The organism is Eubacterium sp. AM46-8, assembly GCF_003466705.1.
Taxonomy (GTDB): Bacteria; Bacillota; Clostridia; order Lachnospirales; family Lachnospiraceae; genus Lachnospira.
In genome coordinates this window covers 1-14812 of record NZ_QSEU01000001.1, presented here as the reverse complement: position 1 = coordinate 14812, position 14812 = coordinate 1, and the positions used below count along the sequence as shown (strand labels likewise).

Here is a 14812-nt window from a genome sequence, read left to right as displayed (position 1 = left end):
AAGTGCAGTTTTACAGGGACTGCACTTATTTTTTATAAATGCATGAAGAGTATGGGATTATATTTAAGAAGAAATGAGGACTAATGTATGAAAAATGTATTGTTGATTGCATCAGAGGCTGTACCATTTATTAAGACAGGCGGACTTGCAGACGTTGCAGGTTCACTCCCTAAGTATTTTGACAAAACCAAGTTTGATGTAAGGGTAATGATACCTAAGTATACATGTATACCTTGGGAGTATCGTGAAAAAATGGTTTATAAGACACATTTTTACATAGATCTTGCATGGAGAACACAGTATGTAGGTGTATTTGAGTTAGAGTGGAATGGTGTTATATTCTATTTTATTGATAATGAATTCTATTTTGGAGGCAATAGCATACAGCTGGATTCATGAAGATATTGAGAAGTTTGCTTTCTTTAGCAAAGCAGCACTTTCAGCACTTCCTGTTCTTGGATTCAGACCAGATATAATTCATTGCAACGACTGGCAGACAGGTCTCATTCCCGTATATCTTAAGGAAAGATTCTCACAGGGTGAATTTTATCAGGGAATTAAGTCTATAATGACAATTCATAATCTTAAATTCCAGGGAATATGGGATCTTAAGAAGGTTAAAGATATTACAGGTCTTCCTGATGAATACTTTACATCTGATAAACTTGAAGCATACGATGATGCAAACTATCTTAAAGGTGGTATTGTATATGCAGACCGTGTTACAACAGTTAGTGAAACATATGCAGAAGAGATTAAGACGCCATTCTATGGGGAGAATCTTGATGGTCTTATGAGAGCAAGAGCCAACGTTCTGTCCGGCATCGTTAATGGTATTGATTATGATGAATATAATCCAGAGACAGATAAGAGAATTGCCAACAATTATAACCAGATAACCTTCAGAAAAGAAAAGTGGAAGAATAAAGTTGCTCTCCAGAAGGAACTTGGACTTACAGAGGATAAGGGTAAGTTTATGATTGGTCTCGTTTCAAGACTCACAGACCAGAAAGGACTTGACCTTGTAGCATATGTCATGGATCAGCTCTGTGCTGAAGATGTACAGTTTGTTATTCTTGGTACAGGAGAAGAAAGATACGAGAATATGTTCAGACATTATGACTGGAAATATAATGACAGAGTATCTGCCAACATATATTACTCAGAAGATATGTCACACAAAATATATGCTTCATGTGATGCATTCCTTATGCCATCATTATTCGAACCATGTGGACTTTCACAGCTTATGAGTCTTAGATATGGAACAGTTCCTATTGTAAGAGAGACTGGTGGTCTGAAGGATACTGTAGAACCATATAACGAATACGAAGGCAAGGGAACAGGATTCTCATTTGCTAATTACAATGCACATGAGATGCTTAGTATTGTTAATTATGCTAAAGATGTATATTACAATCATAAGAGAGAGTGGAATAAGATTGTTGACAGAGGTATGAAGACAGACTTCTCATGGAACAGTTCAGCAAGAAAGTATGAAGATCTTTACAACTCACTTTAATTAAAATATTGCGTTCAAACGTCAATTTCGGGAAAGAAAAAAGGAAGCTGCAAAAAGCAACTTCCTTTTTTAATGCAGGTGGCGGGACTTGAACCCGCACGATGTTACCACCGGCAGATTTTGAGTCTGCTGCGTCTGCCATTCCGCCACACCTGCGCGACTTTGATAGTTTATCATAATAAAACTTAAAAATCAAGTGAAGAATACTTGCACACAGAATAAATTTCGAATATTATTTTAGTATTGAATTATAATCCTTTTATGGAGGCGTTTATGGATAACTGTAAAGAAATCCAGAATATGATAGATAGCTTTGAACATGGTAATCTGTCTCTTAAGAATGAAGAAGCATTTACGCATCACATTCTTAACTGTAACGACTGCCGTGAAGAGATGGAGATATATTATATAATTTTATATGGATTAGATGATGATAATGAGAAAAGTATAGAAAACAGCAGCTATAGCGAATATCTTGATGCATTTGATTTTACCGGACTTGTAGAGCAGAAGCTAAAGGATAGTGAAGCAAGGTGCCTGTTTCTAAGGCAATGGAGTCATTTTACAAGAGTAAGATATCTGTTTGTTACAGCTGTTATGATTCTTACAGCACTGCTTTTAATTATTATTAAATTCTTTTAAGAATGAGGATTGGAGAGTTGTCATGAGTGAAAAACTTATATTAATAGATGGACACAGTATATTAAACCGTGCATTTTATGGTGTTCCTGATCTTACTAATGCAGAAGGAATACACACCAATGCTTTATATGGTTTTCTTAATATTCTTTTTAAATTCCTTGATGAAGAAAAGCCTGATTATATTACGGTAGCATTTGATTTATCTGCACCAACATTCAGACATAAGGCATTTGATGGCTACAAAGGTACAAGAAAGCCTATGCAGCCAGAATTAAAGCAGCAGGTTCCTCTTATGAAAGAACTGCTTAAAGCTATGAATATCACTGTTGTTGAACAGGAAGGTTACGAAGCTGATGATATTCTTGGAACACTTGCCAAGCAGAATGCGAATAAAGGAATTGATGTATCTATTATTTCAGGAGACAGGGATTTGCTTCAGTTAGCTGATGAGCATATCAAGATAAGAATACCTAAGACTAAGAAAGGTGTAACTGAGGTAGAAGACTATTATCCTGCTGATGTATTTGATTTATACGGTGTTACACCACATGAATTTATAGATGTTAAAGCCCTTATGGGTGATACATCTGATAATATACCGGGAGCACCTGGAGTGGGACCTAAGACAGCATCGGCTATTATTCAGAAATATCATAGCCTTGATAACGTATTTGAACATCTTGAGGAGTTGAAGCCGCCTAAAGCTAAAACATCAATAACTGAGAATATCGAGCAGATTAAGATGAGCAGATTCTTATCTGAGATTAAGACAGATGTTCCAATCGAATATAATATAGAAGATGCCAAGGCTGGAGATTTCTTTAATGAGAATTCATATGAGCTTTTTAAGAAATATAACTTTAAGAATATGCTCAAGAAGTTTGAAAATACAGATATAACAGCTAAAGATCCTGACTGCTATGAATATTTCAAGAAGATATCTGACTTTGCAGAAGTTGAAAATGTATTTAATAAAGCGGCTCAGATTGCTGATGGAATTGAAAAAATCGGACTTTCAATTATAAGAGAAAACGAACTGACTGCGGTAGGAATAACACTCTCTGATACAGAAATCTATTATATTCCGGTATCTGGTTTTGTAACTGAAAATTACCTTATAGAACGTCTGTTAGATGTTGTGAGCAAGGCTTCTCACAGAAATATAGCATCTGCCAATATTAAAGATTATCTTGATATATTTGAAAAAGACAAGATAAATGGCTATCCGCTTGTTTCAGAAAAAGCATTTATTGATACTGCAATTGCGGCATATCTGCTTCATCCAAGTAATGAAAGTTATGATTATGAAAGTCTTGGAAGAGAGTTTTTATCATTAACATTTCCTTCGAAAACAGAACTTCTGGGTAAATTGTCATTTAAGAAGGCAGTAAATGAATCAGAAGATAATCTTATTAAGTATGCATGTCTTTCATCATATGCTTATTACAAATGTGCTGATAAAATTACAGAACAGTTAAAGAGTGAGAATATGTATGAGCTTTTTGAAACTATAGAGATGCCTCTTATATTCGTTCTTTTCGAAATGCAGCAACAGGGCATAAGTGTTGATAAACAGGCACTTGTTGATTATTCAAAGGTACTGGGTTCTAAGATTTCTGTACTTGAAAAAGAAATATATGAATCAGCAGGCGAAGAGTTCAATATCAATTCACCAAAGCAGCTTGGTGTAATACTCTTTGAAAAACTTGGAATGCCTAACGGAAAGAAGACAAAGAGTGGCTATTCAACAGCTGCAGATGTACTTGAAAAGCTTGCACCTGATTATCCGGTTGTAAGTAAGATACTTGAATACAGACAGTTAGCAAAGCTAAAATCAACTTATGCTGATGGACTTACACAGTATATAACAGAAGATGGAAGGATTCATGGTACATTTAACCAGACGATAACTGCTACTGGAAGAATAAGCAGTACAGAGCCTAATCTTCAGAATATTCCTATTAGAATGGAAATGGGAAAGACTATAAGAAAGGTATTTGTTCCAAAGGACGGATTCGTGTTCTTAGATGCTGATTATTCACAGATTGAATTAAGAATTCTTGCACATATGTCAGGAGATGAGAAGCTTATTGAAGCTTATAATTCGTCAGCAGATATCCATAGAGCAACGGCAGCACAGGTCTTTGGCGTACCACTGGATGAAGTTACCGATGAACAGAGAAGAAATGCCAAGGCAGTTAATTTCGGTATTATCTATGGAATGAGTTCTTTTGGATTAAGTCAGGATCTCAGTATCTCAAGAAAAGAAGCTAAAGAATATATTGAAAGATATTTTGCAAGCTATCCGACTATCAAGACATTTATAGACGGTCTTGTAAGTGATGCAAAAGAAAAAGGATATTCGCTTACAATGTATAACAGACGCAGAGAGATTCCAGAGATTAAATCTTCTAATTTCATGCAGCGTTCATTTGGTGAAAGAGTAGCCATGAACGCACCTATTCAGGGAACTGCAGCTGATATTATCAAGCTGGCAATGATTAATGTATACAACGCACTTAGAGAGAATAATCTGAAATCAAGACTTATATTGCAGGTTCATGATGAGCTTCTTGTTGAGACGGCAGAGAACGAGATTGAAACTGTAAAGCAGATAATGCTCGACGGGATGAAGAATGCAGTAAGCCTTAAGGTACCTCTTGAGGTGGATTTAAAGGAAGGAAAAGACTGGCTGGAGGCGCACTAATGAAAGTTATTGGAATTACAGGTGGTGTAGGAGCAGGAAAATCCTCTGTTCTTGCACTCCTGAAAGAAATGTGTTCCTGCGATATTATACAAGCAGACCTGGTTGCAAGAAATATATACCAATCTGGCAATATTGGATTTGAGAAGGTCGTTGATATATTCGGGGAGCAGATTGTAGGAGAGGATGGAGAGATAAACAGACCTCTTCTTGCAGATATTATATTTAAGAATCCTAATAAGAGAATAGTTCTTAACAGTATAATCCATCCACTTGTAAAGCAGGAGATTATCAACAGGATTAATAATCATAAGATAGCAGGTGATGTTGATTACTGTTTTGTTGAGGCAGCACTGCTTATTGAAGATCACTATGATATTTTCATGGATGAGATATGGTACATATATGTTTCTGAGGATGTAAGAAGAATACGACTGTCAGCTTCAAGAGGATATTCTGATGAAAAGATATCTAATATATTTAAAAGTCAGTTATCTGAAGCAGAGTTTAGAAAATATGCTGATAAAGTCATAGATAATGGGTCAGATATAGAAAAAACACGCGCCCAGCTTGAGATTATGCTTGGAATATGATACATTTATAAACGATTTGTATATTTTACAGATAGATTTATATATGGTGAAGTAATGAGTTTCATCAGAAGGAGACTTGTAGATGAGAATGATGCCAATTGCCAGCGGAAGCAGTGGAAATTGTATCTACCTTGGCACAGAGGACACACATGTTCTTTTTGATGCTGGAGTCAGCCGCAAAAGGATTGAAGAAGGGCTTAATACGGCAGGTTTAAGTCTTAAAGATATTGATGCAATATTTGTAACACATGAACATATTGACCATACAAAAGGACTTGGTGTTATATCAAGAAAAGATGGGATTCCAATCTATTCAACTCCTGGTACAATAGAGGGAATAGAACAGACTTCATCACTCGGTAATATTCCAGAGGGCATATTTAATAAAATAAATGCTGATGAAGACATTTCAATTGGAGATGTAACAGTTCACCCCTTCCGTATATCACATGATGCTAACGAACCTGTTGCGTACACATTTACTCAAAAATGTGCAAATGGTATAAAAAAAGCATCGGTTGTAACTGATTTAGGGTATTTTGATGATTATGTTGTTGATAATCTGACAGAATCTGATATTATGCTTGTTGAGGCTAATCATGATATCAATATGTTACAGGTTGGTCCTTATCCTTTTTATCTTAAGAAAAGAATATTAGGTAATAAAGGACATCTCTCTAATGAGACATCTGGACAGCTTGTCAATTCTCTGCTTCATGATAAACTCAAGAAAATATATCTTGGTCATTTAAGCAAAGAAAATAATTATGATAAACTGGCTTATGAGACTGTGAAGTTAGAGATTGATATGTCAGATAACTCATTCAAATCTTCGGATTTTGATATAGAGGTTGCAAAGCGTGATGTTTTATCAGGTATTTGCGAAATATAACAGGCGCTTACAAGGTGCAGAAAGAGGAAAGCTATGAAAAAATGTGTAATTACTGTTGTAGGAAAAGATACTGTTGGTATTATTGCCAGAGTATGTACTTATCTTGCTGATACAAAGGTTAATATCCTTGATATCTCACAGACTATTGTTTCAGGATATTTTAATATGATGATGATTGTTGATATGTCTGGTTCTACAAAGAATTTTGACAATGTCAATGAAGATCTTAATAAGCTTGGCGAAGATATTGGTGTTGTAATTAAATGCCAGCGTGAAGAAATATTTGACATGATGCACCGTATCTAAGAAAGTGAGGAGACTTAAATACTATGATTAATATTATGGAAGTTACAGAGACTAACAAAATGGTCGAGAAAGAGAATCTTGATGTAAGAACTATTACTATGGGTATTAATCTTCTTGACTGTGCTGGTCCTGATTTAGCTGAGGTTAATGAGAAAATATATAACAAAATCACAACTCTTGCTAAGGATTTAGTTTCAACTGGAGAAGAGATTGCAAAGGAATTCGGTGTTCCTATTGTTAATAAGAGAATATCAATTACACCTATTTCTCTTGTTGGTTCTTCTGCATGTAAGACACCTGAGGATTATGTTACTATTGCAAAAACTCTTGATAAAGCGGCGCATACTGTTGGCGTTAATTTCATTGGTGGTTATTCAGCAGTTGTATCTAAGGGTATGACTAAGAGTGATGAACTTTTAATAAGATCAATTCCACAGGCACTTGCACAGACAGAGCTTATATGCAGTTCTGTTAATGTTGGTTCAACAAAGACTGGTATTAACATGGATGCAGTAAGACTTATGGGCGAGATAGTTAAAGAGACAGCAGAACTTACTAAGGATAAGGATTCTTTAGGATGTGCCAAGCTTGTTGTATTATGTAATGCTCCTGATGATAATCCTTTCATGGCTGGTGCATTCCATGGTGTAACAGAAGATGATGCAATTATAAATGTTGGTGTCAGCGGTCCTGGTGTTGTTAAATACGCACTTGAGAGTGTGAGAGGAAAGAGCTTTGAGGTTCTTTGCGAAACTATCAAGAAGACAGCATTTAAGATTACACGAGTTGGACAGCTTGTTGCACAGGAGGCTTCTAAGAGACTCGGTGTACCTTTCGGTATTATTGACCTTTCACTTGCACCAACTCCTGCTGTTGGAGATTCAGTAGCAGAGATTCTTGAAGAAATCGGACTTGAAAGAGCCGGAGCACCTGGTACTACAGCTGCACTTGCAATGCTTAATGATCAGGTTAAGAAGGGCGGCGTTATGGCATCTTCTTATGTAGGCGGACTTAGTGGAGCATTCATTCCTGTATCAGAAGATCAGGGAATGATTGACGCTGTTAATGAAGGTTCACTTACAATCGAAAAGCTTGAAGCTATGACATGTGTATGCTCAGTTGGTCTTGATATGATAGCTATTCCAGGTGACACACCTGCAACAACAATTTCAGGAATTATTGCTGATGAAGCAGCTATTGGCATGGTAAACCAGAAGACAACAGCTGTAAGAGTTATTCCTGTTGTAGGAAAGGGCGTTGGAGAGACAGTAGAATTTGGCGGACTCTTAGGTTATGCACCTATTATGCCTGTTAATAAATTTGACTGTTCTGCATTCGTGAACAGAGTAGGAAGAATTCCTGCACCAATCCACAGCTTTAAGAACTAATTAAGAATTAAGATAAAAAACACCGGATGAATCATATGATTGGTTCAGCCGGTGTTTTTTTATATTCTTATTATATTCTGTTGTAATTCATTCTTCATTACATACCCATACTTTTCATATACAGCCTGTGCATATATATCAGAACATGCAAGGTCAAATATAAGTTCATTTTTATAATCAGCAGCCTTGGTAATGAAAGGTACATCAAGTTCTTTCTTGATGCTTCCAAGATACTGCTGTCCGGTTTTATTAAAACCTAATAATCTTATATATGGTATATTATTGTATGAATCGGACATGGATTTTCTTATTTCAAGAATTATATGCATAATGCAGCGGCATATTCTTGAATATACTATATTTTTTGATTTAACTTTCATTGCGAATTCTGTGATAGTGTCTCTTCCTGTAAATGCAGCTACAAATCTGTTTGCAATGTCCGGACTGATATCTTCATATTCAGCAAGTTTTTCAGCAAAGTCTGTATGATTAATATTACATTGCTGTTTAAGAAAAAGCATTTTGTAATTAAATATACTGCTGAAATCATCAGGAAATAAAGGACAGCTCTTAGAATTGCAGATTTCTTCATACATACCGGCAGTAAGGTATGTTTTTAATCTGTCATGTTCATCTGACATAAGCATTTTTCTTATTCCAAATGCACTTGCATACTCAGCGTTATCTGTGTCGTCATTATAGCCTGCGCCTTCACGAAGCACAGGATAATATGTCATATTAAGATTATTGGCAAGTATTGCTTTTATATATTCAATTGCAAGTATGTTGTTAGAGCCTGTAATTATGTCTTTACATTCCGGCAGATATTCCAAAAGGGCAGTCTGTCTTGCAGCAGGGTATGAGCTGCCGTTTGCAAGGGCATTATTAAGAATTGATTTATATTCAGGCGATTCTGATATTATAGTACGGCTTATCTTTGCCAGACTATCTGCATTATCAGTCTCAGCGCCAAAGCATATTGAATCAGCTTTCATCTTATTAAGTGTTAGAACTGCACCTTTTGCAAAATTCTCTGCACTTGATAATGCATAGTATACAGGAAGTTCAACAACGATATCTGCACCAGCTTTTAATGCAGCCCTTGTTCTTGCATACTTATCAATTACTGCCGGTTCACCGCGCTGCACAAAATTACCGCTCATCACAACGATAATACAGTCAGCCTGCGAAATCTGTCTTGCTTTATTCATCTGATATACATGTCCTGTGTGTAATGGGTTATATTCTGCAACAATTCCGCATGCTTTCATGTAGTGTCTCCTTTATGTTTTTATTATATTTTACTGAAATCATACATTTATGTCAAAAATATTGCTGAATTTAGTCAATGTATCGTTTTTAAAACATTTTTAAGTGCCAGACGACCTTGTTTTCGACTAAAAATTGGTATATAATTTTTGTCAGAGTTCAGTATGTTTACTGAAAATTTACTTTTTTATAAGGAGGAGTCATTAATCATGGCATTTATTGACACAATTAAAGAAAGAGCAAAGGCAGACAAGAAGACTATCGTATTACCAGAGTCTATGGATAAGAGAACTTATGAAGCTGCTGAGAAGATTTTAAAGGAAGGCATTGCTAATTTAGTTATTATTGGTACTCCTGAAGAGATCGAGAAGTATGGTAAGGGCTATGACATTTCTGGCGCCACAATCGTAGATCCATTTAACGATCCTAATAAGCAGAAGTATATTGATAAATTCGTTGAGTTAAGAAGCAAGAAGGGTGTTACACCTGAGATGGCTAAGGAACAGATGGAAAAGGATTATATGTACTATGCATGCCTTATGTGTAAATGTGGAGATGCTGATGGAGCAGTATCTGGTGCATGCCACTCAACAGGTAACACAATCCGTCCAGCTCTTCAGTTATTAAAGACTAAGCCAGGTATCAGCTCAGTTTCAGGTTTCTTCCTTATGGAAGTTCCAGACTGTGAATTCGGTGAGAATGGTCTTTTCGTATTTGCTGACTGTGCTGTAAGCCCAGATTATGATTCAGAGAAACTTGCTGAGGTTGCTAAGCTTTCTTCAGATTCATTCAAGAGCTTTGTAGGAAAGGATGCTAAGGTTGCTATGCTTAGCTTCTCTTCATACGGAAGTGCTAAGCATGACAGAGTAACTATGGTTGCTGATGCTGTTAAGATTGCAAAAGAGAAGTACCCAGATATCACTGTTGATGGTGAACTTCAGTTAGATGCTGCTTTAGTTCCAGAAGTTGCTGCACTTAAGGCACCTGAGAGCCCAGTAGCTGGTAAGGCTAATACACTTGTATTCCCTAACCTTGAAGCTGGTAACATCGGTTATAGCTTGTTCAGAGACTTGCTAAGGCTGGAGCTTATGGTCCTGTTCTTCAGGGACTTTCTATGCCAGTTAACGATCTTTCAAGAGGATGCTTCGCTGATGATATCGTTGGTGTAGTAGCTATGACAGCAGTTCAGGCTCAGAATGCATAATTAACATTTTTAAGGAGAATTTTTGTAATGAATATTTTAGTATTAAACTGTGGAAGCTCATCTCTTAAGTATCAGCTTATTAACATGGATGATGAGAGCGTAATCGCAAAAGGTCTTGTAGAGAGAATCGGTATTGAAGGTTCTGTTCTTACACACAAGCCAACAGGAAAGGATAAGTATGTTGTTGAGACACCTATGAAGGATCACAACATTGCAGTTAAGCTTGTTCTTGATGCTCTTCAGGATGCTGAGCACGGCGTAATCAAGTCTACAGATGAAATTGCAGCAGTAGGACACAGAGTACTTCACGCAGGTGAGAAGTATATCGAGTCTTGTCTTGTAACAGAAGATGTTAAGAAGGTTGTACGAGAGTGCTTCGACCTTGGTCCTTTACATAACCCAGCTAACCTTATCGGTATTGAAGCCGTTGAGGCAGCTATGCCAGGCAAGCCAAATGTAGCTGTATGGGATACAGCATTTGGTGGAACAATGGAGCCAAAGGCTTATCTCTATGCTATTCCTCGTGAATACTATGAGAAGTACGGCGTAAGAAGATACGGTTTCCACGGAACAAGCCACAGCTTCGTATCTAAGGAAACAATCAAGTTTGCTAACCTTGATCCTAAGACAGCTAAGGTTATCGTATGCCACCTTGGTAACGGTGCTTCAATCTCAGCTTCTATCGGTGGAAAGTGTGTAGATACTTCTATGGGTCTTACTCCACTTGAAGGACTTATCATGGGAACACGTTCTGGTGACCTTGATCCAGCTATCTTAGAGTTCTTATGCAACCATGAGAACCTTACAATAAGCGAGATGCTCAATATTCTTAACAAGAAGTCTGGTGTACTTGGTATGTCAGGCGGAATCTCAAGCGATTTCAGAGATCTTAATGCTGCAGCTAACGACGGTAACGAAATTGCTAAGGTTACACTTGAAGCTTATGCTTACAGAGTAGCTAAGTATATTGGTGCTTACACAGCAGCTATGAACGGTGTTGATGCCATTACATTTACAGCTGGTGTTGGTGAGAATGCTGCATGGCTTCGTCCAATGGTAGCTAAATATCTTGGATACCTTGGTGTTGAACTTGATGAAGCTGCAAGCGAGAAGGCTTGTGGAGTAGAAGGAATTATCTCTACACCAGAGTCTAAGGTTAAGCTTTGCGTAATTCCTACTAATGAAGAGCTTGCAATTGCAAGAGAGACATTAGCATTAGTAAAATAATTGACATATTCATGAAAAATATTGAATTTAAATGAATTTGTTGTTGACAAAGGCAGGGAGCATGCGTATAATTGACAAGGTGTGGATTAGCGCATGCTTTTCCTATGCACAATAGTATGAATTGGAGACAATTATGCTAATTGATTTAAGAGAGCTTTTATCCGGTTCACAGGATGAAAGAATAGAAAAGGTTTCAATTGAATCAGAAAGCTTTGACACTGGAATCGCTAAGTATAGTATACTTGAGAAGCCAGAGTTTGAATTAAGCATTACCAGAATTGGTAAGAACAAGCTTGAGATTAAAGCAGAGAGCTTTGTTGTTCTTGATATTCCATGTGACAGATGTTTAGAGTCTGTTCCTACGAAAGTAGAGTACAGCGTTGATGAAATCGTTGATTTCTCAGACAATGCTACCGGAGAAGAAGCAAAGGAAGAAAAAGACTATATTGGTGGATACGAACTCGACGTGGACAGATTAGTTTTCGGCGAAATACTTATATCCATGCCGGGTAAGACATTATGTACCCCTGATTGCAAGGGGCTATGTTCTATATGCGGACACAACCTGAATGTCTCAGAGTGTGGCTGTGACCGAGAGTCCCTGGATCCAAGAATGTCTGTTTTCAAAGATATTTTAAAGAATTTTAAGGAGGTGTAACATATGTCAATTTGTCCAAAGAATAAATCTTCAAAGGCAAGAAGAGATAAGAGAAGAGCAAACTGGAAGATGGCTGCTCCAAATCTTGTAAAGTGCTCAAAGTGTGGCGCTTTAATGATGCCTCATAGAGTATGCAAGTCTTGTGGTTCTTATAACAAGAAAGAAATCATCTCTGTTGACTAATTATTAAGATGAATTGTAATAGGCTGTCCCGTCTGGGGCAGCTTATTTTATTTTGTTAAAAATTATGTTATACTATGTTGGATTTTAATAACAATAAGAGGTGGATATGATACGGATTGCTATATGCGATGATGAAAAGGAATTTGTCCAACAGCTAACACAATATATTTTAAATGCGTCTAAAACATTTAATGAACAATTTGAGATTGACGGTTATACTGATTCAAGAGTCTTAACTGAATCTCTGAAGGAAGAAAAATATGATGTGATTTTTCTGGATATTCAGATGCCATATATAGATGGGTTAGCAATTGGAAAATATATACGAAATAATCTTGATGACAATGTAACTGAAATTGTATATATATCATCTGAACGTAAATATGCAATGGATTTATTCAGTGTAAGACCGATGAATTTTATAATAAAGCCTGTTTCGGAGAATGATATATTTGATATGTTACAACTTGGATTAAAGCTTGTTAAAAACAGCAGCCAGTTATTTGATTACGAGTTAAAAGGTGAAACTCACAGAGTAAAATTATCAGATATATATTATTTTAAGAGTGACGCAAGGAAAATTATTATGATAATGTCAAATGGAACTGAAATATCATTTTATGGAAAAATGTCAGAACTTGCAGAAAAGGTTACCAAGTATAATTTTAAATATATACATAAATCTTACATCATTAATTCAATACATGTAAAGCATTTTACAGCCCGTAAGGTAATTATGAACAATGGACATGAGCTACCAGTGAGTAGGACAAACAGGGAGAATATAAAACATTATGAATGAGATTACAAGCTTGTATATATTGAGTCTGATTATATTTTTTATTAATATGGCAATTATATATAAATCTATTAATAAAAAATGCATGCGCCCAATATATATAGTACTTTTGTTTATGCTAAAATGTTCTGTTTTTATTACAATGCTTATCAGCAATATCGGTACACTTCCCGTTATTTTATCGGATATAGTAATAATATCATCAGGTACATTTGCATTTGAATTTACTGAGTATGAAAAAATATATTGTATATTGATTGGCAGTGGTTCTTTAATTACGTCTTACATATATACATTATTAATGTCGAATAAATTGGAATGTATTTATAATTTGCTAATAATATATTCCATAAGCTTTATTCTTAATATTCTGATTACTTTCTGCATAAGCCAGTTTAATAACAGTCCAATCAAGACCATTATAGTGTTGGTTATATCATATCTTGCCAGCATGTGTATAATTGCGTCTATTGGTACGTTTGATTATAAGAAAATTCTTATAGGCGCTGGCATAGAATTTATAATTATAAATGTATTATTCGGAATAACAATTAAAATGAATATTAAGGTGAATAAAGACGAATATCGTAATAATATACTTAATGAGCAGATTGTAATATACCGCAATGAGATAGCAACAAAGAATAGATATAACCAAAAGATAAAGTCTATAGAACATGACATTAATAATCATATAATATCTATACGGAATATGATATCAGATAACAGAAATAATGAAGCTGTCCGGTATATTGATGAAGTTTTCAATATACTGAATAATCATGATAATATACTTGATACAGGTAACATAGAAATCGACTCAATAATGAATACCAAATTAGATGAAATGGCATCATATGGTATAACATATTGTCATAACATTATGATACCCTGTGGCATGAATATAAATGCAATGAGTATTGTAATAATTCTTGGAAATCTACTGGACAATTCTATTGAAGCTGTAAAAAAAACAAAAAAATCTGAAGAATATCAAAAAGTTCAGAATGAAGATATCAATATTGAAATCATATATGATAGAGGAACTCTTAATATCAATGTATCTAATATAACATACAGAAATAAAGAAAATTTGTTTTATAATATTGAATATAATGGATTGTCACTTCCATCTGGTTTTAATACCTCAAAAGATAATGCTGACAAACACGGAATAGGAATTAGTAACATAATCCATATTGTTCAACAGAATAATGGATTGATGAGCATGTCAAGAAAAAACGGAATATTTACTACTAAAATTACACTTTTTATATAGTTTAAAATAGCACTTTTATGTCATGTGCATTTCATGACATAAAAAGTGCTATTTTTACATTTACGGTTTAAAGAGAGATATTATGATAATATATTGTATATAATAATTTTTATATGGAGAATCAAATATGCAGAATAAACTGAAAT

12 protein-coding genes, 1 tRNA gene and 2 pseudogenes are annotated in these 14812 nt (G+C 35.4%); 13 read left to right on the top strand and 2 right to left on the bottom strand.

Annotation, left to right across the window (positions count from 1 at the left end; genetic code table 11):
* The first annotated feature begins 87 nt into the window (after positions 1-87).
* Positions 88-1522, top strand: a pseudogene (glgA, locus tag DW963_RS00075) (glycogen synthase GlgA).
* Between the two features lie 73 nt (positions 1523-1595).
* On the opposite strand, the gene DW963_RS00070 reads toward glgA, so the two are convergent.
* Positions 1596-1678: transfer RNA gene (locus DW963_RS00070), tRNA-Leu, on the bottom strand.
* Positions 1679-1795: 117 nt separating this feature from the next.
* On the opposite strand from DW963_RS00070, the gene DW963_RS00065 reads away from it, so the two are divergent.
* The 6 genes from DW963_RS00065 to DW963_RS00040 all read left to right on the top strand — a co-directional run bounded on the left by DW963_RS00065 (position 1796) and on the right by DW963_RS00040 (position 8047).
* Positions 1796-2164 (top strand): zf-HC2 domain-containing protein, encoded by a 369-nt coding sequence (locus tag DW963_RS00065; RefSeq protein ID WP_117913375.1) that lies wholly within the window; start codon positions 1796-1798, stop codon positions 2162-2164.
* Between the two features lie 22 nt (positions 2165-2186).
* Positions 2187-4871, top strand: a complete 2685-nt coding sequence (gene polA, locus DW963_RS00060; protein ID WP_117913374.1) for a DNA polymerase I — start codon at positions 2187-2189, stop codon at positions 4869-4871.
* Positions 4871-5461 (top strand): dephospho-CoA kinase, encoded by a 591-nt coding sequence (gene coaE, locus DW963_RS00055; RefSeq protein ID WP_117913373.1) that lies wholly within the window; start codon positions 4871-4873, stop codon positions 5459-5461. Before polA ends, coaE begins: the two co-directional genes overlap by 1 nt.
* 82 nt (positions 5462-5543) lie before the next feature.
* On the top strand, positions 5544-6353 hold the full coding sequence (locus DW963_RS00050) for an MBL fold metallo-hydrolase (protein WP_117913372.1): 810 nt from the start codon (positions 5544-5546) through the stop codon (positions 6351-6353).
* 33 nt (positions 6354-6386) lie between these two features.
* Complete coding sequence (locus tag DW963_RS00045) at positions 6387-6659, top strand: ACT domain-containing protein (RefSeq protein ID WP_022098631.1); 273 nt, start codon at positions 6387-6389, stop codon at positions 6657-6659.
* 23 nt (positions 6660-6682) lie between these two features.
* A complete protein-coding gene (locus tag DW963_RS00040) occupies positions 6683-8047 on the top strand; it encodes a PFL family protein (protein ID WP_012739303.1) in 1365 nt (454 codons plus the stop codon).
* Between the two features lie 59 nt (positions 8048-8106).
* Here DW963_RS00040 and DW963_RS00035 read toward each other — a convergent pair whose 3' ends face one another.
* Positions 8107-9318, bottom strand: a complete 1212-nt coding sequence (locus DW963_RS00035) for a nucleotidyltransferase (protein ID WP_117913371.1) — start codon at positions 9316-9318, stop codon at positions 8107-8109.
* A gap of 207 nt (positions 9319-9525) precedes the next feature.
* Between DW963_RS00035 and pta the strand changes: the two are divergent.
* The 6 genes and pseudogenes from pta to DW963_RS00005 all read left to right on the top strand — a co-directional run bounded on the left by pta (position 9526) and on the right by DW963_RS00005 (position 14666).
* Positions 9526-10520: pseudogene (pta, locus tag DW963_RS00030) on the top strand (phosphate acetyltransferase).
* 27 nt (positions 10521-10547) lie between these two features.
* Complete coding sequence (locus DW963_RS00025; protein WP_117913370.1) at positions 10548-11747, top strand: acetate/propionate family kinase; 1200 nt, start codon at positions 10548-10550, stop codon at positions 11745-11747.
* A 133-nt stretch (positions 11748-11880) separates the two neighbouring features.
* Entirely contained in the window at positions 11881-12405 is a 525-nt protein-coding gene (locus tag DW963_RS00020; protein WP_117913369.1) for a YceD family protein, read from the top strand.
* Positions 12406-12408: 3 nt separating this feature from the next.
* Positions 12409-12588 (top strand): 50S ribosomal protein L32, encoded by a 180-nt coding sequence (gene rpmF / locus DW963_RS00015; RefSeq protein ID WP_022098626.1) that lies wholly within the window; start codon positions 12409-12411, stop codon positions 12586-12588.
* A 106-nt stretch (positions 12589-12694) separates the two neighbouring features.
* Positions 12695-13390 carry a LytR/AlgR family response regulator transcription factor gene (locus DW963_RS00010; protein ID WP_117913368.1) on the top strand — a complete coding sequence of 232 codons (696 nt, stop codon included), beginning with the start codon at positions 12695-12697 and terminating at the stop codon, positions 13388-13390.
* Positions 13383-14666 carry a GHKL domain-containing protein gene (locus DW963_RS00005; RefSeq protein WP_117913367.1) on the top strand — a complete coding sequence of 428 codons (1284 nt, stop codon included), beginning with the start codon at positions 13383-13385 and terminating at the stop codon, positions 14664-14666. The genes DW963_RS00010 and DW963_RS00005 overlap by 8 nt, the downstream gene beginning before the upstream one ends.
* The last annotated feature ends 146 nt before the right edge of the window (positions 14667-14812 follow it).

What these genes read in the sequence shown, in the direction of transcription:
- DW963_RS00065 (WP_117913375.1), top strand. Translation starts at nt 1,796, where the DNA reads ATGGATAACTGTAAAGAAATCCAGAATATGATAGATAGCTTTGAACAT.
- DW963_RS00005 (WP_117913367.1), top strand. Translation starts at nt 13,383, where the DNA reads ATGAATGAGATTACAAGCTTGTATATATTGAGTCTGATTATATTTTTT.
- DW963_RS00050 (WP_117913372.1), top strand. Translation starts at nt 5,544, where the DNA reads ATGAGAATGATGCCAATTGCCAGCGGAAGCAGTGGAAATTGTATCTAC.
- coaE (WP_117913373.1), top strand. Translation starts at nt 4,871, where the DNA reads ATGAAAGTTATTGGAATTACAGGTGGTGTAGGAGCAGGAAAATCCTCT.
- DW963_RS00035 (WP_117913371.1), bottom strand. Translation starts at nt 9,318, where the DNA reads ATGAAAGCATGCGGAATTGTTGCAGAATATAACCCATTACACACAGGA.
- DW963_RS00025 (WP_117913370.1), top strand. Translation starts at nt 10,548, where the DNA reads ATGAATATTTTAGTATTAAACTGTGGAAGCTCATCTCTTAAGTATCAG.
- polA (WP_117913374.1), top strand. Translation starts at nt 2,187, where the DNA reads ATGAGTGAAAAACTTATATTAATAGATGGACACAGTATATTAAACCGT.
- rpmF (WP_022098626.1), top strand. Translation starts at nt 12,409, where the DNA reads ATGTCAATTTGTCCAAAGAATAAATCTTCAAAGGCAAGAAGAGATAAG.
- DW963_RS00010 (WP_117913368.1), top strand. Translation starts at nt 12,695, where the DNA reads ATGATACGGATTGCTATATGCGATGATGAAAAGGAATTTGTCCAACAG.
- DW963_RS00040 (WP_012739303.1), top strand. Translation starts at nt 6,683, where the DNA reads ATGATTAATATTATGGAAGTTACAGAGACTAACAAAATGGTCGAGAAA.
- DW963_RS00020 (WP_117913369.1), top strand. Translation starts at nt 11,881, where the DNA reads ATGCTAATTGATTTAAGAGAGCTTTTATCCGGTTCACAGGATGAAAGA.
- DW963_RS00045 (WP_022098631.1), top strand. Translation starts at nt 6,387, where the DNA reads ATGAAAAAATGTGTAATTACTGTTGTAGGAAAAGATACTGTTGGTATT.